This is a genomic window from Sulfitobacter sp. AS92, from assembly GCF_038900015.1.
GTDB lineage: Bacteria > Pseudomonadota > Alphaproteobacteria > Rhodobacterales > Rhodobacteraceae > Sulfitobacter.
Window position 1 is genome coordinate 202,500 of sequence record NZ_JBBMQL010000003.1, and the last position, 22,463, is coordinate 224,962.

The window sequence follows — 22,463 nt, forward strand, 5'->3', positions numbered from 1 at the left end:
CGCGGCGCGGGTTAAAGCCGCGCTACGTCTTGCTTGTAAAGTGAGACAAACATCACATCGTCAACGCCCTGATGCTCTTTGCTGATCAGATCACGCAGCAGTTGCGACAGCGCCTCGCTGTCGATTGCCACGCCGCGCAATACGGCGCTTTCGGCAGCAAGGTTCATCGCTTGCAGAAGTGAATCGCGCATCCGCGTTGCATCTTCGACGCGGCGATAGCGTTCGGCCAATTCCAGCGATCCCATTTTCAGCGCGAAATCTGCTACCACATAAGACACGCTGTTGGTCTTCTCGACCGGGATGGTCATCTGTCCAAGCCGCACCACCGTGCGGTCCTTGGCCAACTCGTAGCTGTCCATGGGCTCTTCGTTCTCGCCATGAACGGTGTCGCCGTCCTCGCCATGCGCGCCGGCGTCCGTCTCTGGTGCATGGGCGGCGTCTTTTACCGTCTCATCTACGCCGTGGGAGGCGTTCTCATCGATCTCCGTTCCCGCCGCTTCGGCTGGGGCAGGGGCAAGGGCCAGACCGGCGCCATAGCCTGCACCCATGCAAAGCAAGGGGAGCGCTACGAATGCGATTGCTGCCTTTTTCATGTTCGACCTTTCCTGAGTTCCCCTCAGGTTTAAAGGCCGATTGCGACGGCAATGGTCTCAGATTGTGACCAAGTCAGGAATTAATAGGGCAGGATCACATCCATCGCGTCTTCGCCATAGCTGCGCTCTTGTGCGCGTGAAAGCGTGCCGCGACCCCCATAGGCGATGCGGGCTTCGGCGATCTTGTCATAAGAGATGGTGTTGTCGTCGCGGATGTCGGCAGGGCGCACGATCCCTGCCATACGCAGCTCGCGCAACTCTTGATTCACCATGATTTCTTGACGCCCAGCGACCACAACCGTGCCGTTGGGAAGTTTGTCGATGACCAAGGCGGCGACTTTGAGTTCGATCCGTTCGTTGCGTGAAATGGCACCAGAGCCGCTTGCCTCGGACGCCGAGCCGATCTCGACGACATCGCCGCTCGGCAGGTCGGCTGCGCTGATTCCGGGCAAAATTGCGGCAATTTTCGCGCCATAGCCAAAGAATGTCGGGAAACCGATCGAGCTTGCGCCTTCGCGCTCGCGGTCCGTCGAGTTGCGCAGTTGTGCACGGTCGTCGATTGAGATGACGACCGTGACGATATCGCCGATATCATCGGCACGCTGGTCCGCAAACAACGCCTCGCTGCGGGCCGAGAACAGCGACGCTTTGGCGCTGCCCCTGCGTGGCGGCTCCAACGCCACGGCGGGCATTGGCACCTGCACACGGGCGACCTCGGGGATGGTTTCACCGCTGACCACAATCGCAGAGGGCTGCGGATCACGGTCGAAATGCGGAGAGGTGTCGCAGCCGGTCAAGGCCAGGGCCGCGCCGAACATCAAGACAGAGGGGCGCGCGAAAGCGGTGGTCATCGAAGGATCTCCACGGTCCCTTCGCCGGTGGCGATGCCGGTGACCGTTTTGTTGCTGACAAGGTTAACGATACGGATTTCCTGCCCCTCATGCGCGTCATCAAGTGCGCGCCCCGGAGAGGAAAGGGCCAGAAGCCCGTCGCTGAAATAGATATCCACCCGTTCGCCCCGGTTGATGACCAGCGGGTGGATGATGGATTGCGTTTGGATCGGGCGGCCCGGCGTCAGGACGCGGCGCACCTGTTTGCCGATGACCTCTTCAACGTCGGTCATCACATAGGCACCAATCCGGCCCACGGGCAGGCGCATGATGGTCAGGTCATCTTCCATGATGATATCATCGGGCAGTAGCCGGGTGATGGGGACGGGCACGGGCATGGTCACGAGGGCGTAGCCCGCGATGCGCTGCACCTCACCTGTGTCGAGCACCGCATTGGCCAGAAACTTGCCGCTGCGCGGGTCCATCCAGAACTCTGCCAGCGTCAGCACCTCATCGGCAGGGGCATCTTTAACGGTGATCTCAAACTCGCCGTCTTGGGGCAGGCTGTCGGCGTAATCTGCGCGCGCGCGTTCTTCGATCAGCACGCCGATGGGGGCCGACAGGGCAGGGCCCGTCAACACCATCAGGCCGAGGAAGAGTGCGGCGACCCGTTGCATTAACGGATCTGGTTCGCAGCCGAGAGCATCTGGTCTGCGGTCTCAATGGATTTGGAGTTCATCTCATAAGCGCGCTGCGCTGAGATCAGATCGGTGATCTGTTGGATGACATTCACGTTGGACGCCTCAAGATAACCCTGACGGATCATTCCCGCGCCCGGATCGCCGGGGTTCACCACCTGCGCTTCGCCCGAAGCTTCGGTTGCCAGCAGGAAGTTGTTGCCCACGGGGCGCATTCCCGGCTCGTTCACGAATGTGGTCAGGCTGAACTGGCCGAGCTCCACCGGCTCGGGGTCATTCTCTACATAGGCCATGACGACGCCCTGTTCGTTGATCTCAACCGCTGTGGTATTTTCCGGCACGACCAGCCCCGGCTCAACCCGGTAGCCCTGCATGGTCACGATCTCCCCCTCGGGGGACAGTTGGAAAGACCCGTCGCGGGTGAACGCTTGGTTGCCGTCGGGCAGCGTGACCGAGAAATAGCCGCGCCCGTCGATGGCCACGTTCAACTGGTTTTCCGTGGCGACCATGCCGCCTTGGGTGTTCAGCCGCACGGTGCCAGCGGTCTGTACGCCCATACCGATGTCGATGCCCACGGGCCGGGTCGATCCCGCCTCAGAGGTCAGCGCCCCTTCGCGTTGCATGGATTGATAGATCAGATCCTGAAAGGCGGCGCGGCTGGCCTTGAACCCGGTGGTGTTCGCGTTGGCGATGTTGTTTGAGATCACATCGACATTGGTCTGCTGCGCCATCATGCCGGTCGCGGCGATGCTAAGTGCCTTCATTGTCTCGTTCCTTCCGTTTCACGGATGTCGGGGTCAGACCGCCTGCGCGATCCGTTTGAGCGAGTCGCGGCGCAAGTCGTCCGCATTGCCCATCATTGTATTTGTACGCTCATAGGCGCGCTGCACGTCGATCAGCCGGGTCATCTCGCGCACCGGATTGACGTTGCTCAGCTCTAGGGTCCCTTGGCGCACCTGTACGCTCTCGGCCACGGCGGGTTTGGCAGCACCCTCGGGGGCCACCAACATGCCTGCGCCAAGGCGCTTATAGCTCTGAATTTCCGGGACATCGAAAACGCCGATCCGGCCCAGCGGGCCTGTCTCACTGCCCGAAATGGTGCCGTCTTCGGAAATATTGATATCGCCCAAGCCTTCGGTCGGCAGTTGGATCGGCGCACCGCCTGCATCCAGTACCTTGGCCCCTGACAAAAGCGTCAGATTGCCCTGTGTGTCGAGGGTAAAGCTGCCATCGCGGCCATAGGCCTGCTGCCCGTCGGCCGTTTCATAGCTGAACCAGCCCTCGCCATGCAGCGCCACATCCAGCGGGTTGCCGGTTTGCGATAGCGCACCGGGGCGGGTGTCGATGTAGGATCCGGTGTCGCTGACAAAAGCTGCCTGATCGTCGCCCATCGCGGTGTTGTTCTGCAACAGCGCCTCGAACACCACATGCTCGCCCTTGTAGCCCGCAGTGCTGGCGTTGGCGATGTTGTTGGCAGTGATGTCGAGCTGGCGCTGGAGGGAAGTCGCCAGCGACATGCTGATATGGCTGGTTTCCGTCATGGCGGGCCTCAGTTGGGGCAAGGATGGCGTGACTTTATTGAAGATCAGTCTGAAATAAAGAATGGATCTTTACAAGAATAAAGTGCATCTATTCATAGAATGAAGCATCTGCACAACATTGTTCTTGGTCTTTCTTTGATCTTGGCCGCGCCTGTGGCGGGGCAGGAGGGGTCTGTCTTTGCGCCTTTGGCCTTGGCAGATCACGGAGAGCGGGATTTCCTTGCAGCGCGTGAAAAGTTGATGGCGACGCTTCTGGCGTCGACCGGCAAGGATGATCCGGCGCGTACTCATGCACTGCTAGATCTTTCGGAATTGCACCTTGCGTGGATGATGCGCCCGGAGGCGGCTGGATTTCTAGACGCGCTTGATGCTGAAGCTCTGTCAGATGATACAGAGCGGCGGCATCGGACGCTGGCCCTTGCGCTTGCCCTGCTTGACAGTGACACGGCAGAGGGCGGCGCACTGGGGCAGGCGGTGTCGTGGTCAGTTGGTTGGACGCAGGGGCAGGCCTTGCGCGCGGCGGCCTTTGCGCGGCTTGGTGCGACAGATGAAGCCGCGCGGCTTATGCCTCGTACGGTGGAAAGCCTCGGCACACTGTCCCCCGCCATGCAGGCGGCAGTCTTGCCCGATCTGCTTGAAGCCGCTTTGGCCGCAGAGGATTGGGAAGTGGCGCAGGCCCTGGCGGCGGAGTTCCCCAAGCATCCAGAGTTGCGAGACGGCCCGGCCTATCGTTTCCTGCTGGCGCGCGCGTCAGAACTTTCGGGCGATCTATTGATGGCATTCGAAGGATATGCCCAATCCGCGCAGGGCCGCGATGCCTATGCACAACGGGCGCGTCTGGCCTTGGTTCGGATGGGGCGTGCAGCCGATGTCTTGCCGCTTGAGGACGCATTGTCATTGCTGAAAGCCGCACGCTGGACGTGGAGTGGCGATGCCATCGCGCGCGATGGTGTGACGCTTTTGGCGGATATGGCAGCTGAGCAGGGCGAAACCGATACTGCCCTGTGGGCTTTACATAACCTGCAGCGCGACGCATCGAAGGAAGAGGCTGAAGCGCTGCTTGAGCGGGCCCGTGCGATCTATGGTGCTTTTTATGCGGCTGGGGCGGCCGGTGAGCTGGACCTCGGGAGCTTCCTTGAGGGACATGCACGCATCGGCACCCGCTGGCGCTTTGATCCGGGTTTTGTCGGCCATGCCGTAGCTGTCCCGCAGCGCTTGCTGGATACGGGCATGACCGCCCTTGCCGCGCGAGAGTTCCGCGCCCTGCGAGAGCTGGCTGAGGCCTTGGAGGGTGTCGGAACGAATGCCCCCGATGCGACCCTCATTGCTAAGCTGCGCCGCGGTGAAGCGCGCGCGCTTTTGGCGGGTGGGCAGGCGGATGCAGCCGTTGATCTGCTGAGCGGCTATGCAGACGATCAAGGGGCAGAGGCCGAGGCGTTGTTGGTCGACGCTTTGGCACAGGCAGGCCGCTCGGATGAGCTGGCGGCTCTGCGCCTGCGCGCTCAAGATATGGACCTGCGCCGCAGCCGCGCCGTGGCGTTGTATGAGACCGGTAAATGGGGCTCGGCCCGGCAAGCGTTCCTTGAGATGTGGGAGGCGCATCCCCAGCAGTTCGCCTTTGCCGATGCCACCCGGCTTACCCTTGCCGCCTATCAATCAGGGGACAGCGAGACCGTGGCGCGCACGGCAACAGAGTTTCCGTCCCTCGCAGAACTGCCCGGGTGGGCAGAGATTGCAGGGGGGCTGGGTGCGCGCCCCGTTGAAGAAGGGCCGCTGGGATCAGACGTGATGCGGCTGAGCATGGAAAGCGCTGATCGTATCCTTGATGCCGTGACAAAAGTGACGGATGTCAAGGAAAGTCAGTGACATAAATATCAAATGAAATTTTTATTCTTGCTTTGCTCATGAAGAATCGGCTTTGTCATGTATAACCCAAGAATAACAAGAACGAGCAGGATCAAGTCATGAGCATTACAAGCGCCCTTCAAATCGGGGTCAGCGGGTTGCAGGCCAACTCCTCCCGCGTGCAGAACATCTCTAGCAACATCGCAAACGCCAATACGGTCGGCTATCGGCGGACCTTTTCGGAATTCGTCACCCAAAACACCGGGTCGACCCAAGCGGGCGTGTTGACGGATGTGCGGGCCAATATCTCTACCAATGGCAATATCGTGGGCACCGACAGCACCACCGATCTGGCGGTGCAGGGCGATGGCTTTTTCGTGGTGTCGCGCAATGCCAACGATCCTGTTGAATCGAACTACTACCTGACCCGGGCGGGATCCTTTACCCCGGATCAGAATGGCAACCTCCGCAACTCTGCTGGCTATTTTTTATCCGGCTTTCCTACCGATGCGGCAGGGAACACCGGCAGCGTCAGCAGCACCAGCTATAATGACCTGAGCACCGTGAATATCGCGAGCTATCAGGTGCAGGGCACGCCGAGCTCTAGCGTGGGTGTGTCGGGCAATGTGCCGGCTCAAGAAACCGGCCCCGGCACCACCGGCACGGCATTTGAATCCACATTGCGCTACGTCAACCAACTGGGCGGCAGCGATGCGATGACCCTGTCGTGGACACCGGGGGCTGTGGACAACGAATGGACCGTCAGCATCACCGATGAGGCGGGCACCAACTATGGCGATGCGACCGTGAATTTCACCGACAGCGGCGCAGATGCGGGCAGCCCTGCAAGCTACACCCCCGGCACCTTGCCGATTGACCCCGCGACGGGCGTGGTGACGCTGTCGATCACCAATGGCGGCACACCGCAGGCCTTGGAAATCGACTTTGGCGCGCCCGGAACATTCGGCGGGATGACCCAGTTCTCTGGCGACTACACGCCCCCAGCCTTCACCGATGACGGGACCGAAACCGGCAGCCTAGAACGCGCCGAGATGAGCGATTCCGGCGTTCTCTTTGGGGTTTTTGACAATGGTCAGCGTCGTGCGCTTTTCCAAGTGCCGCTCGCCAATGTCGCCAACCCAGATCAGATGCAGTCGATTGACGGCAACGCCTATGTCGCCACCCGCGATTCAGGTGCGGTAAGCCTCGGCAATCCGATGCTGAACGGCTTGGGCAGCATCAACAGCAATGCGCTGGAAGGCTCCAACGTGGATATCGCGCAGGAATTAACTGATCTGATCCAGACCCAACGGGCCTATTCCTCAAGCGCCAAGATCATCACCACCAGCGACGAAATGCTGAGTGAAACCCTGAATATCAAACGCTAATCTGGTGCATGAATGAGCATCTCCTCTGCCTTTAACATCGCCCGCAGCGGCCTAAGCACGACGGAAGGTCGCGCCAGCCTTGTTGCGGGCAACATCGCGAATGCGCAGACCGAAGGCTATGCGCGGCGCGAAGCCGTACAGGTCACCGGGAACAATTCGGTTGATCTGCGCGTGGCACGGCAGGTGGATGAACGTTTGGCGGGGATGACGCGCGGCGCTTCGGCGCAGTTGGGCGCGGCCTCTGTTACCGGAGAGGTGCTTGGCAGCTACCTTCTTACCTTGGGCGAGCCGGGGGACGAGGTCTCTCCCGCCGCGCGGCTGGCTGAGTTTCAGGCGGGGTTAGACCTGTTGGCAAACAACCCGTCGGATCCGGCGGCGCAAAATGACCTTCTGTCGCGCAGCGAAACGTTGGTGAACAGCATCAACCAAGCCGCCGTCGCGCTTGAGGCCAGCCGCGTCCAGGCCGGGGACAGCTTTGTTCAAAGTGTCACCGAGGTGAATGAGGCGCTGGCCGACATAGCCGAGTTGAACGAGCGCCTGCGTCTGGTCGGGGGGGACGGCACAGGCACAGCCGGGTTGATGGACGAGATGAACCGCCGCCTTGATGCTTTGGGCAGCCAGATGGATTTTCAAAGCCGCTGGGAATCTGACGGATCGCTGACGTTGCACACGACCGGTGGCACCGAACTGGTCCAGGGCGACGAGGCCGTGCGGCTGACCGCAAATCGTGAAACCGGCACGCTGATGGCCGGAACCATCGACATCACACCAGGGCGCGCCACGGCGCGGGGCTCTGATAGCGGGCGTCTTGCCGGACTGACTGGGTTGATCGCGAATGATCTACCTCAAATGAAGCTCCAGCTGGACGAATTCGCGCGCGGGCTGGTGCAGAGTTTTGAGAGCGCCGATGCCTCTGTCGGGGCAGGACAGCCCGGGCTTTTCACCGACGCGGGCGGCGCCTTTGACGCGGCAGCGCTAGATGGGCTTGCAGGACGGCTTTCGATTAACAACAGCGTACAGCCCGATAAAGGGGGCGCGCTTTGGCGTCTACGTGATGGTGCCGGGGCCACCATTCAAGGAGAGCCGGGCGACACGACCCAACTGAACGCTTTTGTCGATGTTCTTGAGACTGGTCTAACCTTTGACGCCGCGACAGGCCTTAGCACCACTGCGCGTCTGGGCGATTTCGCCGCTGATATGGTGAGCCAGCAGAATGTTCTGCGCGTCGGTGCCGACGCCCAAGCCGAAACTGCGCGTGTGCGGCTTGTCACCTTTGAGGATAATCGCAGCAGTATCGAGGGCGTCAACATCGACATCGAACTGCAAAAGCTATTGGAAATCGAGCAGGCCTACGGTGCCAATTCGCAAGTCCTGAGCAGCCTGAGCGACATGCTCGATACCCTTCTGGCCAGCGTGTGAGACTGAGATGACCGAAATTTCCCGCACCATTTCTACCGCCTTGCAAAGCCTGCGCCAGCGCGAGCAAACCAGCCGCCTTGCTGCCGAGATTTCGGATGTCTCCAAAGAGGTGACAACAGGCATCAAGGCCAACCCCTATGACGATCTGGGCCACCGTTCCGCCGATGCCATCGCCATCCGGATGCAGATCACCCGCAACGATGGCTTCCTGACCTCGAACGCGTTGCTGGATCGCCGCTTTCTAGCGGTGGAAACGTCGCTTGGGGCAATGCGCGATGTCGGCCAATCCGTGCTAGAGCAGGCCTTTTCGTCGGACAGCGCGGGTGGGTTGTCGACAACGTACCTGCAACAAGCGGCGCGCACGGCCTTGGATCAGATGTTAGAGCGCGCAGCCGTGAGCGACAGTTCCGGTTTTCTCATGTCTGGCACGCGCAGTGACACGAACCCGTTGCAAACATGGGACGTACAAAACCCCAACAGCGGCGTTTCCCCAGCCAACGCGGTGGCGAATGTGATCGGGGGCGTGCCTGCAACGCTGGCAGACGTGCAGACGGCGATCGACGGGCTGAAAGCAGCCTTCAGCGATACCGCCGCCGATCCGGCCAACAATTTTGAGAACACCTTTTACAACGGTGCGCCAACGGGCAATCCCCCGTTAACCTCTCGCACATCTGAAACTCAAACCTTGACCCAAACCGCCCAAGCCAACGATCCCGCGATGCGTGATCTGATGCGCGGTCTGGCGATGCTCAGCGCGTTTAACCCCAGCGATATCCCTGACGAGGCGGCTCGCGACGCCTGGCTGACCGAGGCCCGCAGCGCCATAGGTGCCGGGCTCGAAGGGTTGACCGATCTCGAAACCCAGACCGGCCTGAAACGCGGTCAACTGGCCGATACAATCTCGGCCCAAGAAAGCCGGGCGCTGTTTTTAAATGGGGAGGTGATGAACCTTGAAGGCGTCGATCAATATGATGCGGCCACCCGTTTGACCCAATTACAGAACCAGCTCGAGTCCAGCTATGCCGTCACCGCGCGCCTTTCGCGCTTGTCCTTTTTGAACTACCTTTAATCGGAACCGCCGACCATGAACGCCATTGTTAAACTGCTGCTAATTGGCCTCACCTTCGCGCTTGCCGCGCCGGCGGCAGCGCAGGTGCGGATCAAGGATATCGTTACCGTTGAAGGCGTGCGGTCGAACCAATTGGTTGGCTACGGTCTGGTTGTGGGCCTCAACGGCACGGGCGACAGCCTGCGCAACGCGCCTTTCACCGAACGCGCGATTGAGGGCATGTTGGAGCGGCTTGGCATCGGCAACCTGACCGAAGACCAGATGCGCACGGCCAACACCGCAGCCGTCATGGTTACCGCCTCCCTGCCGCCTTTCGCGCGGATGGGCAGCACCATTGACGTGGTCGTGTCGTCACTGGGTGATGCGTCTTCTCTGCGCGGCGGCACGCTGATCGTCACGCCGCTGACCGCCGCCGATGGTGAGATTTACGCCGTCGCTCAGGGCCCGATTGCCGTCGCGGGTTTCGCCGCCCAAGGGCTTAACGCCTCCATCGTCGAAGGCGTGCCAACCGGCGCGCGGATCGACAATGGCGCCATCGTCGAGCGCGAGGTTGATTTTAACTTCAGCGAGATGACAAGCATCAAACTGGCCCTGCGCAACGCCGATTTCGTGACCGCGCAACGGGTCGAGGCGGCAATTAACCAAGCCATGGGCCCGGTCGCCACTGCCATCGATTCGCGCACAATCACGGTTTCCGCTTACGGCAAAGGATCGTTGATGGAGACGATGGCCTTGATCGAGCCGCTGCAAGTTCAGCCGGATCAAATCGCCAAAGTTGTCATCGACGCCCGCTCTGGCACCATCGTCATCGGCGCGAATGTTCGTATCGACCGCGTCGCGGTCAGCCAAGGCGGCCTGACCGTTACGGTGCGCGATGACTTTAACGTCAGCCAACCCGAATCGCTGTCCATCGGCGGGACAACGGTCGTGGTGCCGAATTCGTCAGTTGGCGTCGAAGAGAAAGACGCGAAATTTGCCGTCATCGACGGATCGGTGAGCCTGCAACGTCTGGTCGACGGGCTGAACGCCATCGGTGTTGGCGCGACCGAGACGATTTCCATTCTTCAAGCCATCAAGGCGGCGGGTGCTTTGCACGCTGACCTTGAGATTATTTGAGGGCAGGTCATGGAATTTCCGTCTTTCCCAATCCCCGCGCCAACCCCGTCGGCCAAGCCCGCGCCCACGCAGGTGGATGCCGTCACAGCCGAATCGGCGAAAGAATTCGAAGCGATGTTCCTCGGTCAGATGGTCGATGAGATGCTGTCGACCGTCGACATTGGCAGCTTTGGCGGGGGCCATGCGGAAGAGACATGGCGCAGCTTTTTGTCCAACGCGATTGGCGAAAGCATTGCCGAGCAGAACACCACCGGAATCGCGCGCAGCATTGAGACCGCGATGCAGCGCTATCAAACGGGGGCAGACCGATGAGCGATCCACGTAAAGCACTCGCCGCCGTTGATGCATTGGGCAATCTGCTGCGCCGCGAAATCGCCGCGGTTGAGGGCGGGGCGTTCAACCAGTTGGTCGAATTTGCCAGCGAAAAGGCCCGACTCACCGCCGTGCTGGAAGAGCAGCTTACCCACGACCCCGAAGCGGTCAGCAAAGATAAATTGCGCGATCTAAAAGATCTGATTGCGCGCGATCATCACCATCTGAAATTGGCCCGCCAAGCCACCTCAGACATGATCGAACAAGTTTCCCAACTCCGGGAAAAGCACAGCATTGCAGGTATTTACGGCCGAAGCGGTGCAAAACGTGACAACCGCGCAACACTGATGGCAAGCGTGGACAAAAGTTTCTGAATTGCCTCAATGTTGCCAGTTTTTGGCGTAAAAACGTAATCAAGCGGGTTCGCCCCGCAGTTGTCAGAACGACGACATAACGAACTAGAATAGTCTGGAATAAGAACATGTCTTCGATCAACACAAACACATCCGCAATGAACGCTCTCGCAACACTGCGGAACGTCAACTCGAACCTTGGCACAACTCAAGACCGCATCTCGACCGGTCTGAAGGTTTCCTCCGGTAAGGACAATGCGGCGTATTTCGCGATCTCGGAAACGATGAAGGGCGACAGCGGCATGACTAAGGCCGTGAACGAAAGCCTGACATTGACCAAGAACTCGGTTGCAACCGCGCGTCTTGGTGCTGAGCAGTTCTCTGATCTGGCGACTGAATTCCGCGACAAGGTCGCGTTCGCACAAGAAAACCAGGGCGGCCTTGACGAAATCGAAGCCGACCTGACACGTCTTGTGGCGGACATGACCGCGATCATGGAGCAGTCAACCTTTAACGGCGACGATCTGGTCAACGCAGGTGGCGGCGGCGCAAGTGGCAACAGCTCCTTTGCAGCTGACGGCACCTATACTGCCGAGACCACACCGAGCGCCGCGGCAGCTGACCGCAGTGTCATCACCGGCATCAGCCGTGACACCGCAGGCACTTTGCAGACCACAACGATCACGGTTTCGCCTGTGGACCTTAACGCTCAGCGTGAAATGTTCGACGCAATCGCGACGGGCTTTGCTGCCAAGGCAGGCTCGGCAACTGGCGACACTTACCTGTCAACAGTTCTGGCCGCTTCCGATACCGCGACACAGGCCACCGTTGACGCCGCAACTTCGCTGGGTCAGTCCGAGAAGTCCATTGAGCGTCAGCAAGAGTTTCTGACCAAGCTGTCGGACAACCTCGATGCCGGTGTTGGCGCCATGGTTGACGCGAACATGGAAGAAGAAGCGGCCCGCTTGCAGGCTCTGCAGGTTCAGCAGCAGTTGGCATCGCAGTCCCTGTCGATCGCCAACCAGGCTCCGCAGAACATCCTTAGCCTCTTCCGTTAATAAAATTGGTCAGGCGCACTGTCGCCTGACCTAGACGATATCGAACGATTTTCGGGCGTTCTCGCGCCCCGTCGTCAGAATGACGACATGATGAATTACTAGAAAGTACTGGACACTATCATGTCTTCGATTAACACAAACAACTCAGCAATGAATGCCCTGTCTACGCTGCGTAGCGTGAACCAAGGCCTTAACCAAACCCAGGACCGCATCTCTACCGGTCTGAAAGTCTCTTCGGGCAAAGACAACGCGGCATACTTCGCGATCTCTGAGACCATGAAGGGCGACAGCGGCATGACCAAAGCCGTCAACGAAAGCCTGACGCTGACCAAGAACTCGGTCGCAACTGCACGTCTTGGCGCAGAGCAGTTCTCTGATCTGGCAACTGAATTCCGTGACAAAGTCGCCTTCGCCCAAGAAAACAAAGGCGGCCTTGACGAGATCGAGTCTGACCTGACGCGTCTTGTTGCGGATATGGCAGCGATCATGTCGCAGTCGACATTCAACGGCGACGATCTGGTCAACGCCGGTAAAAAAGGCGCGGCTGGGGCGAATGCGGTTGCCGGTACGATGGATGCCTACGGTGCCGTCACCGCTGGTGCCACACCAAGTGCCGCACAGGCCGACCGTTCGATTATCACCGGTATCAGCCGCGATACGGCGGGCGCACTGCAAACCACGACCATCACCGTGTCGCCTGTCGATCTCAACGCACAGCTTGAGACCTTCACCCTGATCGCGGATAGCTTTGCCAGCCGCGCGGGCGCCACAACAGATGTGAACGCATCGGGCGGCATTGATGGTGACGAATACCTTGGCAACGTGCTGGCCTTGGCCGACACCGCAACCCAGAACACCGTCGACGCAGCCACTTCGCTGGGTCAGTCCGAGAAGTCCATCGAGCGTCAGCAGGAATTCCTGACCAAGCTGTCGGACAACCTCGACTCCGGTGTGGGCGCCATGGTTGACGCCAACATGGAAGAAGAAGCGGCCCGTTTGCAGGCTCTGCAGGTTCAGCAGCAGCTGGCATCGCAGTCGCTGTCGATCGCCAATCAGGCACCGCAAAACATCTTGAGCCTGTTCCGTTAAGGGCAGGTGATGGGGCCGGGGCGTCATGCTCCGGCCCCGTACCGACCACGTTAGAATGCGTGGCGGAAAAGGTTAAAACAAAGAATAAGGAAGAATTCCTATGGGGCTGGCAGCATACAAAAGAACAATTCGCGAAAGCGAAACCCCGCGGCAGATCGAGCGCCGCATCCTATCGCGAGTCACACATGACCTTGCCGAAAAAGGCCAAGGTTTTGATGCGACCGAAGACAAAAGCGAGCGTTTGAACATCCTTTCGACTGGTCTGCGCGATGCACTCTACGAAAATCAACGGTTCTGGTCGGCGCTTCGCTACGACTTGGCCGAACCGGGCAACACCATGCCCGACGCACTTAAGGCGTCGCTCATTTCTATCGCACTTTGGGTGGAGCGTCACAGCACCGCGCTGATGGCAGGCGAAGGTCGCCTTGCAGGGCTGGTGGAAATCAATGGCAACATCGCAGCGGGCCTTGCTGGTCAAGCGGCGCCAGTCATGCGGGAGGTGTAAGATGCTCAAATTGACACTCAGACCGCGTGAACGGGTCGTTGTGAACGGCTGTGTCATCCGCAACGGCGACCGCCGTCAGGCGCTGACAGTCGAAAACCGCGCTGACATCGTGCGGGAATCCGACTTGCTGAAACCAGACGCGGAATCGACACCGGTTTCCAAAGTCTATTTCCTTGTGCAGACCGCCCTGATCCGCCCCGATACCCGCGATCAGATCCTGCCGATGATCCAACAGGGCTTGGCCGACCTGGCCTGTTGCTTTGGCGCTGAGATGCGCACCCGGATCATGGAAGCAGCAAACTTTGTGAGCATGTCCGATTTCTACAAGGCAATGAGCGAATTGCGCGCGGTCCTGAAATACGAGACCGAGCTGATGCACCTGCGTCCCATGGCCCCGACGCCAAGCCATGAGGCCGCGCACGCATGATTTCGCTGGGCGGCATAGGCACGCAGGTGGCAGTAAAGCTGTTTGACGCAACGCGCGACAAACAGCTTGATCTTGCCGCCAGCGACGCCCTGAACGCCCGGCAGATCGAAGCCTTTAAAGAGCGTATCGGCGATATCAAATCTGCAAAGGAATTTGTCGCCGATACCGAAGTTTATACTTTCGTCATGCGGGCCTTTGATCTTGAGGATCAGATCTTTGGCAAAGCGATGATCCGCAAAACGCTGGAAAGCAATTCGGACGAGTCGTCGGCTCTGGTGAATCGGCTGAGCAACCCAAAGATCAAAGATATGTACGATACGTTAGGCTTCGCCCCCGGTGGCGGGCGGAGCTTTAACTTCAATCGCACTGGCTGGCAGGATGAGATGATCGACCGGTTCAAAGAACGGGTCGTTTTGAACTCAGCCGGTGAAGATAATGAAGGCGCGCGCATTGCGTTGGAGTTCAAGGCCAAAGCGTCTGAGATTAACACCTGGCTCGATGTATTGAAGGACGAAGACCTCGGCAGCTTCATGCGCCGCGCGCTTGGTGTCCCAGATGAGGCGATTGGGGTCGATCTTGACCGACAAATCGCTCTGTTTGAGCAAAAGTTCGACATTGAAAAGCTGAAAGACCCTGCCGAGGTCGACAAACTCGTCTCGCGGTTCTCGGCGATTTACGACGCTGTTGAGGGTGTCTCATCGGCCTCAAACACGGTTCTCTCCCTGATGCAGGGTGCTGTCTCTATCGGGCAGGGCAGCAGCTTTACAGCCGCCACAATCAACATCCCCACGATCACCGGCGGCTACAGCGCCTCCAGCATTTACCGCTAATCCGCCTTATTCGATGAATTCGTCGTCCTCAGCTGCCGATGGCAGCTCAATGGTGCCTTCATCGGCAAGGCTCTTGGCATATTCCACCATCGCAGCCTGAGCGGCGCGCACATCGCGGCCACGGACCGGGCCGGTGGCGGCCATTTCGTCCATTAGCATCTGGCGCGAGCGTTGCGGCAGGCATTCCATCAGGTGATCGCGCTGCTCTTTCTTGGCGCCGCGCATGGCCATGGGCAGGGTCGCCCCGTCCAGCCCGCGCATCACCTGCGCCAAATCCTGCATCGGCAGTTTGAACAGATCGTCAAAGACGAACATGCGCTGTTTGATCGCTTGGAAGGCGTCCGGAATACGCGCGTCCAGCGCACCCGATAGTTCTTCGAAGGCCTGCACGTCCAATTGGTTGAACAGGTCCGCCATGCGCTGATGCGTCTCGACCGAACTGGTGTGCATCGTGTTCGACAGGATGTCTTGCTTCAGCGTTTCTTCGATCTGCTGCATCATATGCAGTGGCACCGCCTCCATGGCGATCATGCGCTCTGCGATGTCCTGCATGCGCTCTGGCCCCAGCAGGGGCAACACCTTGGCCGCGACTGAGGTCTCAACGTTGTTGAGGATCGCCGCCGCCGTCTGGTCATGTTCGCCCTTGAGGTAATTGGCAATCACCGTCTCATTCAACGCGCCAAAGCCGCGCCACATGGCGTTCTCACGCTCGCTGTTTTTGAGCCCCTCAAGAATGCTCGTTACCTGCTCTTCGGGCATAAACTTGCGCAGCATTGATCCAGCTGAGGAGATCGATCCTACAACCGACCCGGTGCCGCTGACGACCTTCTGGGTGAATTCTCTGAGCACATGTTCAACCACCTCAGCCGGGATCGGGCCGAGGCGGCTCATGGCGCTGGTAATGCGCTCAATCTCTGTTGTGCCGAGCTTTTGCATAAGTTCCGAGCCGGTCTGCTCGCCCAGGCACAGGAACGTGATGGCGGCCTTGGTCGGACCATTCAGATCCTCCACAGTGAGGGGCTTTCTGCGGGTTTTGGAAAGGGCATTGGTCGACATAGATAGATCCTTTCAGAGCAGGTCAGCCACCGGCAAGCGGCACATAGCTTTCAATCAGCGATCCGGCCAGCATGTACCAGCCATCAATCAGCACAAAGAAGATCACTTTGAACGGCAAAGAGATCAGCACTGGCGGCAGCATCATCATGCCCGCGCTCATCAGCACCGATGCGATGATAAGGTCGATGGCGACGAAAGGCAGGTAGATCAGAAAACCGATGGTAAAGGCACGGCGCAGTTCAGATATCATAAAGGCAGGGACGAGATGGCGGAAGGTGGCCTCCTCCGCCGAGGCGGGCAGGGGGGTCTCTTCGGCTTCTTCGTCCGCCGGGGCGATGCGTAGGAACAGCGCGTAATCCTCGGGGCGGGTGTTGACGTACATGAAGCTTTTGAAGGGGGCCGCGATCCGTTCTAACGCCTGCTCTTCGGCGATGGCGTTTTCCAGCAGCGGCTGCACGCCAGCCTCATACGCGTCTTCAAACACGGGCTGCATGACAAAGAAGGTCATGAACAGCGCCAGCGAGGTCAGCACGATATTGGGCGGGGTTTGGTTCAGGCCGAGGGCCGAGCGCAGCATCGACAGGACAATCACAAAGCGCGTGAAGCTGGTCATGACGACCAAAAGCCCCGGCGCGATGCTAAGCACGGTCATCAGCGCGATAAACTGAACGATCCGGCCCGAAAGATTGGCATTTTCATCGCTGCCCGGCGCGGTATCCCCGATCACATCTGACAGCGTCCCCAAAAACCCCCCGTCTTGGGCCATAGCCATGCCACTGCTGGCGAGAAGCACCAGCAGGGCAAGGCCCAAACGGCCCGGCGCATAGGCGCGCGGGGAGGGGAGGTCAGTCAGGGACATAATCCTTGACGATTTGGGTGAGGGAGACGCCAAGCCGGTCTTCGCCGACCTTCACAAGATCACCGCGCGCAACCAAACGGTCAGAGACCATCAGATCGACCGGCGCGCCGATTTTGCGGTTCAATTCCACGATGGAGCCGCGGGTCAATTCCAGCAGGCGCGAGATCGGCATGCGGGCTTGGCCCAGCACAATCTGCACATCAAGACCGACATTCAGCATCGCGTTGATGCCTGCGCCACCCGCTTCGGGGCGGGGGGCAAGCGCGTTGCGCGAATCCTCAGTATCGAGCTGCGGGAAGACCCCCGCATCATCGCCGCCTGGGCTGGCTGTGTTGCCGAATGCATCAGCGCGTGGCTGGTCCTGTTCAGTGGTCTTTGGCGTCGCCTCAGACGCTTTGCCCTCTGCGGAGGTGTCGTCGTCTTTGGGCGATTGCAGGTCAGGCTTATCCATGTCCGTCCGTCTCCTTTTGTGCTTTCAGTGACCGCGCATGGGTGTCGCGCAACTCGGCGAGCAGGCGGTCGCATATCTTTTTAAAGCCGTAATCAAGGCTTCCGTGGTCCCATTCCATCCGGGCGTCACCGTCGGGCAGGTCGGCGTCGGCGCGCACGTCTAGCACGCCGTCGCATTTGTAATAGACCGCGCGTTGACGCAGGTCTGGGCCGATCTGCTCTAATGTCGCGGGCGACAGTCGCACTTTGATATGGCTCGATCCGATGGCCATTTTCAGCGATTGGGTCACGGTCTTCTTCACCCGCGCGGTCGAGAGGCGCTCGATCACCTCGGGCAACACGATCTCGCAGGTTTGCAGGGTAAATCCGACGATCTGCGCCACCAACGCCTCTTGATGGGCCTGCATTGCTTGAGACAACCGCGCCAATTCCTGCGCCAGCTTTTCCGCCATCACGGCATGTTCGGCCTGCATGGTTTGGTGCATCTCGGCCCGGCCCGCGTCAGCCCCGGTAAGGTAGCCTTCGATATGGCCCTGTTTATGGGCCTTCTTGATCTTCGCCTCGATCTCTTCGGGCGTGGGTAGCGCTGGATCTTGCGGCTTGCTTTTGCCGTCCTCGTCGAAATTTTGCAGCTTCAGGGTGGTGATCACAGCTCATCCCCTTCTGCCAGCCAATCGCCCAGCACGCGCAGGGCATCTTCAGCGTTGTCCTCAGCCAGTTCGGCGACAGCGCGCAGCTTACTGTGGTGGACCGCACCCTCAACGGAGGCAAGCTGCACCATATCGCGCGGCATTTCATCCATCGGGCCAAGCACCGCGCCGGTTTGCGCGCCTGCCGGGGTGGGCAGGCGGTTTTGTGGGGTCTCATTTTGAGTGCCGCCGGTCAACGCTTTGGGGGCGTTATCCTCTTCAGGGCCACCGAGCAGGGCCGCGTCTGCGCCAGCACCGGCCAGCGCAGGCTGGGGCAGGGTAGCATCCAGCACCATGCGCAAGGGGCGCGCGCCCAGCAACATGATGATCGCGACCAGCGCTAGGGCAAAGAGCGAGCGTAGGATGGTCATGGCGTTGTCGGCTAGTACTGCGCCCAACCCACGGCCTGCGGGGTTGCTGAACTCGGAATCGAAATCAAGGAACTGTAGGCTATCGACCTGCACCTGATCGCCGCGGGCCTGATCAAAGCCGATGGCGGTGCTGACCAATTGGCTCAGGCGCTGCATCTCTTCTTCGCTGCGCTCGATGTACCCATCAGAGCCGTCGGGCAGGGTGCCATAGCTGCCGTTCACCAGAACTGCGACCGAGATACGCTCGATATCGCCCGGCTCGCGTACCATCTCGCTTTGGACCGAACCGATCTCGTAGTTGATGATCTCGTCATTCTCAGAGCGGGTGGATTGGCCCGCGCCGCCGCCCGCATCGTCGCGCAGCTCATCGGGGATGTTGTTGGCCACATCGACTGTGGCCGCCGCCGGATCGGTTTCATTGGAGTTGCGCACGCGGGTCTCAATGGAGCGGGCGACCTGCTGGGCGGGATCGAACGTGCGGGACACACGCACCTCACGCTCGGTCGTCAGATCAACGCTGACGCGCACGCGGGCATTGCCCGGCCCGACGCGGGCATTCAGGATCGATTCAACCTTCTGCGCCAGTTGCTCTTCGATCATGCTGCGTTGACCCTGAAGCGAGAAGTCAGAGCTGCCGCCGTCGTCTTTGGCCAGGATTGTCTCGCCTGACGCCGATAGGACGGTCACGTTCTGCGCTTCCAAATCCGCCACGGCAGAGGCCACCAGCGCTTGGATCGCCTGCGCTTGGCTGCGGGTCATGCTGGCATTGGCTTGCGAGCGCACGATGACCGAGCCGCTGGCCTCGGCCCGGCTGCGTGAAAAGGCGGCGCGTTCGGGCAGCACCAGATGCACCCGCGCGGCCTTGATGCCGCTGATGGTTTGGATCGACCGGGCCAGCTCGCCTTCGAGTGCGCGCAACCGGTTTACCTTTTGCATGAAGGAGTTCATCCCCATGCCGGACATATTGTCGAAAATTTCCCAACCCGGCACACCTTCGCCCGGCAGCCCCGCATCGGCCAACGCCATGCGGGCGCGGGCGATGTCGTCTTCCGCGACAGAGATCGTATCGCCATTGCGCGACAGATCGACCGTCAGGCCTGCTTGCTCCAGCGTCTGCATCATCTGCGACGCGGTGCCGGGGCTTAGCTGGCTGTAAACCGGGACATAGGTGGGGGCGAGGATGGTCCGCGCGCCGATAAAAATGGCCGCAGTGATTGCCAGGCCGATACCGCCCAGAAGTGCCAGCCGCTTTGGACCTAAATCCTTAAGGTTTTCAACGATCTGATTCACGGGCCCTCACTCAGTTGGATAGTCCGAGCATTCTCCGCTCAGTCGTCACTATGCAAGCATATATCAATTTATACTTGTGAGAACCGAAAAATAAACAGGTTTCTGTTGCAATAAAGCTTGATTGAGGATGTATTTGTTCTTGCATATGGCGCTCAGCGCAGGATCCGACTAAGGGTTAAAGAATGAAAAAGCCGCTCGCTATCCTTGCTGTTGTTCTGCTCTGCCTTCTTGCTGGCGCGGGCGGGGTGACGTTGGCTATTGGCCCTTCTGGTCTGCTGGAAATGGTCGGATTAGGTGGGGATGAGGCCGCCGAGGAAACTGTTGAGACCGCCGACAACGCCCATGGTGAAGAAGCGGCGGACGACGGTCACGGCGACAAACCCAAGACCGAAGTTAAAATGCCGGTCATGCCGTTCCCCGAGATCATCGTGAACGTCACCGACACCGGGCCACAGGGCGGGCAGACCAGCCGGTTTCTCAAGCTCAACATGCTGATGGTCTATGATGAGACCGTCGAAGGGGCCGACCGTTTGGTCGCGCGTGAAATTTATCTGCGCGACAGTTTCCAAGACTTCCTGCGTCAGTTGCATGTCAGCGACCTGAATGGCAGCTATGGGTTGGCGATGCTGAAGACCGAACTGCTGCGCCGGGCGCGGGCGGTGGGGCACACCGACGCGCCGCATGAAATACTGATTGCCGATATGGTGGTGCAATGACGACAGCGGATTCCTCCGATGCGCTAAGCCTCGAAGAGACGATGATCCGTCAGGCGCGCGAAAGCTTTCAGCGCCTGCCCACGCTTGAGATCATCATCGATCGTCTGCTGCTGGCGCTGGTGCCCGACCTCAAATCCTATTGTACGATCGCGCCTGAGATCGAACTGACCTCGCTGGAATATATGCCCTATGAGGATGCGATGGAGAGCATCCAGTCGCCCTCGCTCATCGCCATCGCCAATGCGGAAGGCTGGGGCAGTCAGATTGCCTGTGTGGTTGAGCCGGACCTGCTGTTTTCGGTGTTAGAGATCATGCTGGGCGGACGTCGCGCCACGACCCAAGAATGGAAACCGCGTGGGTTAACCGCGATTGAGCAGAAACTGGGCCGCAGGTTGGCGGAACTGTCGCTCAAGGGTTTGGCGCAGTGTTTGCAGGATGTCAGCCCGGTGCAATTCGATATTCAATCGCTGGAATCTAACCCCCGGTCGGTCATGTTGGCCGCTCCGCGCACCGCGACGGTGCTGGTGCGTATGCACATGCAATTCGAAGACCGCAGTGGTCATATGGCGCTGGTGCTGCCCTACGGCACGCTGGATGAGGTCAGCGCGCAATTGGCGCAGCCGTTCCTTGGCGGGCGCTCGCCCACCGACAGCAACGCGCGCAAGGATATGAACAACCAGATTTCCAGCACCACGGTGACCATCACTGGTGTCTTGCAAGAGGTGACGATCCCGCTGCATGAAGTGCTGGAATGGAAAACCGGCCAAGTGATCGATCTGGGCATGACGGTAGACACGCCCGTGGTCGGTATGGTCAATGCCCAGCCAATGTTCCAAGCGGCCTTTGGTCAACGCAGCAACGGCGCGTTGGCGCTACGGGTGATCCAATCCCTGCTGCCCAAAGAGACGAAGGAGGAGAGCGACGATGATGACGGCCTTGATTGATATCATCATTATCGTGCTGCTCATCGGCACGCTGGTTTACGCCTTTGTCCTTGATCGCCGGGTGCGCACTTTAATGGCGACCCTGAAGGAAATGGAGCCGATGGTCGGTGCCTTTTCCAATGCAGTCGATCAGTCCGCAAAATCGGTCGAGGACCTGCGCGACCTCAGCGCCAAGACGCAGCGCGCAGAGCCGCCACTTCAGCGCGAAGCGCCGCCCGCCCGTCAAACAGCGGCAGAGCCTGCTGCCTCAGCGGGTCAAAGCCCGGCACAAATGCGCGCCGCACGCCTTAAAGGGCGCAGCCAAGTGCGCGGGCAGGCGGCGGTACATGGTAAATCTGAACTGGTCCGCACCTTTTTCGACATCACCAAGGAGCGTAAGGAATGAGCCGTTTCTCCCTGCCGAAGATTGCGCTTTTGGGCCTCGGCGTCGCTGGCGTGCTCAAGCTCACGGTTGAGTTTATGCCGATGATGGCCATTGCTGAGACGCCTGGTGAGACGCCCCCGGTCCCGGTGGAACTTGCCGCAGCGCCCGCGCCGCCTAGCTATGACGCCAGCGCGCCGGGTGAAAGCGGCATGTGCGAACCAAGCCATCTGATCGCCGAAGCCATCGCCGAGGAACGCGCGCTGCTCAAAGATCAACGCGACACAATCGCTGACCGCGAAGCCAAGCTGGCGCTGGCCGAGCAGAGCCTCAAGGCCGAGCAAACCCGGCTCGCCAGCCTGCGCGATGAGATCGGCGCGCAGTTGAAGGTGATCGAAGAAGCCAACAACCAAGACATGACAAAATTGGTCGAGCTTTACCGCAACATGAAGCCGCAGGTGGCTGCTGGCATCATGGATGAAATCGACGTGGAAACCGCCGTGCAGGTGATCGGTGCCATGCCAGAGCGGGACGCCGCGCAGATCATGGGCTCCTTCAGCCTTGTGCGTGCGCGTCTAATCACCAAGATCTTGCTGGAGCAATCCAAACTTCCCGCCGACCGTAACCTAGAAGGGCTGCGCCTGCGCTAAGCGG

At 59.8% G+C, this 22,463-nt stretch carries 26 protein-coding genes; 16 read left to right on the top strand and 10 right to left on the bottom strand.

The genetic code is table 11. From position 1 onward, the window contains the following. Window positions 1-11: 11 nt before the first annotated feature. The 5 genes from WNY61_RS07085 to flgF all read right to left on the bottom strand — a co-directional run bounded on the left by WNY61_RS07085 (window position 12) and on the right by flgF (window position 3,662). Window positions 12-593, bottom strand: a complete 582-nt coding sequence (locus tag WNY61_RS07085) for a hypothetical protein (RefSeq protein WP_342850777.1) — start codon at window positions 591-593, stop codon at window positions 12-14. Window positions 594-673: 80 nt separating this feature from the next. Then, the gene (locus tag WNY61_RS07090; RefSeq protein WP_342850778.1) at window positions 674-1,444 is read right to left on the bottom strand and encodes a flagellar basal body L-ring protein FlgH; all 771 of its coding nucleotides are present in this window, start codon (window positions 1,442-1,444) and stop codon (window positions 674-676) included. Continuing rightward, window positions 1,441-2,100 (bottom strand): flagellar basal body P-ring formation chaperone FlgA, encoded by a 660-nt coding sequence (gene flgA / locus WNY61_RS07095; RefSeq protein WP_342850779.1) that lies wholly within the window; start codon window positions 2,098-2,100, stop codon window positions 1,441-1,443. The genes WNY61_RS07090 and flgA overlap by 4 nt, the downstream gene beginning before the upstream one ends. Continuing rightward, window positions 2,100-2,885 (bottom strand): flagellar basal-body rod protein FlgG, encoded by a 786-nt coding sequence (gene flgG / locus WNY61_RS07100; RefSeq protein ID WP_007117646.1) that lies wholly within the window; start codon window positions 2,883-2,885, stop codon window positions 2,100-2,102. Before flgG ends, flgA begins: the two co-directional genes overlap by 1 nt. Before the next feature lie 33 nt (window positions 2,886-2,918). Further along, window positions 2,919-3,662 carry a flagellar basal-body rod protein FlgF gene (gene flgF / locus WNY61_RS07105; RefSeq protein ID WP_342850780.1) on the bottom strand — a complete coding sequence of 248 codons (744 nt, stop codon included), beginning with the start codon at window positions 3,660-3,662 and terminating at the stop codon, window positions 2,919-2,921. A 99-nt stretch (window positions 3,663-3,761) separates the two neighbouring features. Here flgF and WNY61_RS07110 point away from each other — a divergent pair, with 99 nt between their 5' ends. The 12 genes from WNY61_RS07110 to WNY61_RS07165 all read left to right on the top strand — a co-directional run bounded on the left by WNY61_RS07110 (window position 3,762) and on the right by WNY61_RS07165 (window position 15,073). Next, complete coding sequence (locus tag WNY61_RS07110) at window positions 3,762-5,528, top strand: hypothetical protein (RefSeq protein WP_342850781.1); 1,767 nt, start codon at window positions 3,762-3,764, stop codon at window positions 5,526-5,528. A gap of 98 nt (window positions 5,529-5,626) precedes the next feature. Then, window positions 5,627-6,895, top strand: a complete 1,269-nt coding sequence (locus tag WNY61_RS07115; RefSeq protein WP_342850782.1) for a flagellar hook protein FlgE — start codon at window positions 5,627-5,629, stop codon at window positions 6,893-6,895. A gap of 12 nt (window positions 6,896-6,907) precedes the next feature. Next, window positions 6,908-8,314 (top strand): flagellar hook-associated protein FlgK, encoded by a 1,407-nt coding sequence (gene flgK / locus WNY61_RS07120; protein ID WP_342850783.1) that lies wholly within the window; start codon window positions 6,908-6,910, stop codon window positions 8,312-8,314. A 7-nt stretch (window positions 8,315-8,321) separates the two neighbouring features. Next, window positions 8,322-9,383: a flagellin gene (locus tag WNY61_RS07125; protein WP_342850784.1), complete on the top strand. Its 1,062-nt coding sequence runs from the start codon at window positions 8,322-8,324 to the stop codon at window positions 9,381-9,383. A gap of 15 nt (window positions 9,384-9,398) precedes the next feature. Then, complete coding sequence (locus tag WNY61_RS07130; RefSeq protein ID WP_342850785.1) at window positions 9,399-10,499, top strand: flagellar basal body P-ring protein FlgI; 1,101 nt, start codon at window positions 9,399-9,401, stop codon at window positions 10,497-10,499. A gap of 9 nt (window positions 10,500-10,508) precedes the next feature. Then, window positions 10,509-10,811, top strand: coding sequence for a rod-binding protein (locus tag WNY61_RS07135; RefSeq protein WP_007117639.1), 303 nt, complete (start codon window positions 10,509-10,511; stop codon window positions 10,809-10,811). Further along, window positions 10,808-11,185, top strand: coding sequence for a hypothetical protein (locus WNY61_RS07140; RefSeq protein WP_342850786.1), 378 nt, complete (start codon window positions 10,808-10,810; stop codon window positions 11,183-11,185). The genes WNY61_RS07135 and WNY61_RS07140 overlap by 4 nt, the downstream gene beginning before the upstream one ends. Window positions 11,186-11,292: 107 nt before the next feature. Next, window positions 11,293-12,222 (top strand): flagellin, encoded by a 930-nt coding sequence (locus WNY61_RS07145; RefSeq protein WP_342850787.1) that lies wholly within the window; start codon window positions 11,293-11,295, stop codon window positions 12,220-12,222. 120 nt (window positions 12,223-12,342) lie between these two features. Continuing rightward, a complete protein-coding gene (locus WNY61_RS07150; protein ID WP_342850788.1) occupies window positions 12,343-13,311 on the top strand; it encodes a flagellin in 969 nt (322 codons plus the stop codon). Between the two features lie 100 nt (window positions 13,312-13,411). Beyond that, window positions 13,412-13,816 carry a flagellar biosynthesis regulator FlaF gene (gene flaF / locus WNY61_RS07155; RefSeq protein WP_007117634.1) on the top strand — a complete coding sequence of 135 codons (405 nt, stop codon included), beginning with the start codon at window positions 13,412-13,414 and terminating at the stop codon, window positions 13,814-13,816. Between the two features lies 1 nt (window position 13,817). Beyond that, window positions 13,818-14,243, top strand: a complete 426-nt coding sequence (locus WNY61_RS07160; protein WP_342850789.1) for a flagellar biosynthesis repressor FlbT — start codon at window positions 13,818-13,820, stop codon at window positions 14,241-14,243. Next, window positions 14,240-15,073 carry a DUF1217 domain-containing protein gene (locus WNY61_RS07165; protein ID WP_342850790.1) on the top strand — a complete coding sequence of 278 codons (834 nt, stop codon included), beginning with the start codon at window positions 14,240-14,242 and terminating at the stop codon, window positions 15,071-15,073. The genes WNY61_RS07160 and WNY61_RS07165 overlap by 4 nt, the downstream gene beginning before the upstream one ends. Window positions 15,074-15,079: 6 nt before the next feature. Here WNY61_RS07165 and WNY61_RS07170 read toward each other — a convergent pair whose 3' ends face one another. Genes WNY61_RS07170 through fliF form a run of 5 tightly spaced genes read right to left on the bottom strand, consistent with a single transcriptional unit; the run spans window position 15,080 to window position 19,788 of the window. After that, on the bottom strand, window positions 15,080-16,129 hold the full coding sequence (locus tag WNY61_RS07170; RefSeq protein WP_342850791.1) for a flagellar motor switch protein FliG: 1,050 nt from the start codon (window positions 16,127-16,129) through the stop codon (window positions 15,080-15,082). A 22-nt stretch (window positions 16,130-16,151) separates the two neighbouring features. Next, a complete protein-coding gene (gene fliP, locus WNY61_RS07175; protein WP_342850792.1) occupies window positions 16,152-16,988 on the bottom strand; it encodes a flagellar type III secretion system pore protein FliP in 837 nt (278 codons plus the stop codon). Next, window positions 16,975-17,439, bottom strand: coding sequence for a FliM/FliN family flagellar motor switch protein (locus tag WNY61_RS07180; RefSeq protein WP_342850793.1), 465 nt, complete (start codon window positions 17,437-17,439; stop codon window positions 16,975-16,977). Before WNY61_RS07180 ends, fliP begins: the two co-directional genes overlap by 14 nt. Further along, window positions 17,432-18,088, bottom strand: coding sequence for a FliH/SctL family protein (locus WNY61_RS07185; RefSeq protein WP_342850794.1), 657 nt, complete (start codon window positions 18,086-18,088; stop codon window positions 17,432-17,434). The genes WNY61_RS07180 and WNY61_RS07185 overlap by 8 nt, the downstream gene beginning before the upstream one ends. Continuing rightward, window positions 18,085-19,788, bottom strand: coding sequence for a flagellar basal-body MS-ring/collar protein FliF (fliF, locus tag WNY61_RS07190; protein WP_342850795.1), 1,704 nt, complete (start codon window positions 19,786-19,788; stop codon window positions 18,085-18,087). The genes WNY61_RS07185 and fliF overlap by 4 nt, the downstream gene beginning before the upstream one ends. Before the next feature lie 182 nt (window positions 19,789-19,970). On the opposite strand from fliF, the gene WNY61_RS07195 reads away from it, so the two are divergent. Genes WNY61_RS07195 through WNY61_RS07210 form a run of 4 tightly spaced genes read left to right on the top strand, consistent with a single transcriptional unit; the run spans window position 19,971 to window position 22,459 of the window. Next, on the top strand, window positions 19,971-20,504 hold the full coding sequence (locus WNY61_RS07195) for a flagellar basal body-associated FliL family protein (RefSeq protein WP_342850796.1): 534 nt from the start codon (window positions 19,971-19,973) through the stop codon (window positions 20,502-20,504). Next, the gene (locus tag WNY61_RS07200) at window positions 20,501-21,448 is read left to right on the top strand and encodes a FliM/FliN family flagellar motor switch protein (protein ID WP_342850797.1); all 948 of its coding nucleotides are present in this window, start codon (window positions 20,501-20,503) and stop codon (window positions 21,446-21,448) included. Before WNY61_RS07195 ends, WNY61_RS07200 begins: the two co-directional genes overlap by 4 nt. After that, window positions 21,429-21,833 (top strand): flagellar motor switch protein, encoded by a 405-nt coding sequence (locus WNY61_RS07205; protein WP_342850798.1) that lies wholly within the window; start codon window positions 21,429-21,431, stop codon window positions 21,831-21,833. Before WNY61_RS07200 ends, WNY61_RS07205 begins: the two co-directional genes overlap by 20 nt. Then, window positions 21,830-22,459 (top strand): hypothetical protein, encoded by a 630-nt coding sequence (locus tag WNY61_RS07210; protein ID WP_342850799.1) that lies wholly within the window; start codon window positions 21,830-21,832, stop codon window positions 22,457-22,459. The genes WNY61_RS07205 and WNY61_RS07210 overlap by 4 nt, the downstream gene beginning before the upstream one ends. Window positions 22,460-22,463 lie beyond the last annotated feature (4 nt).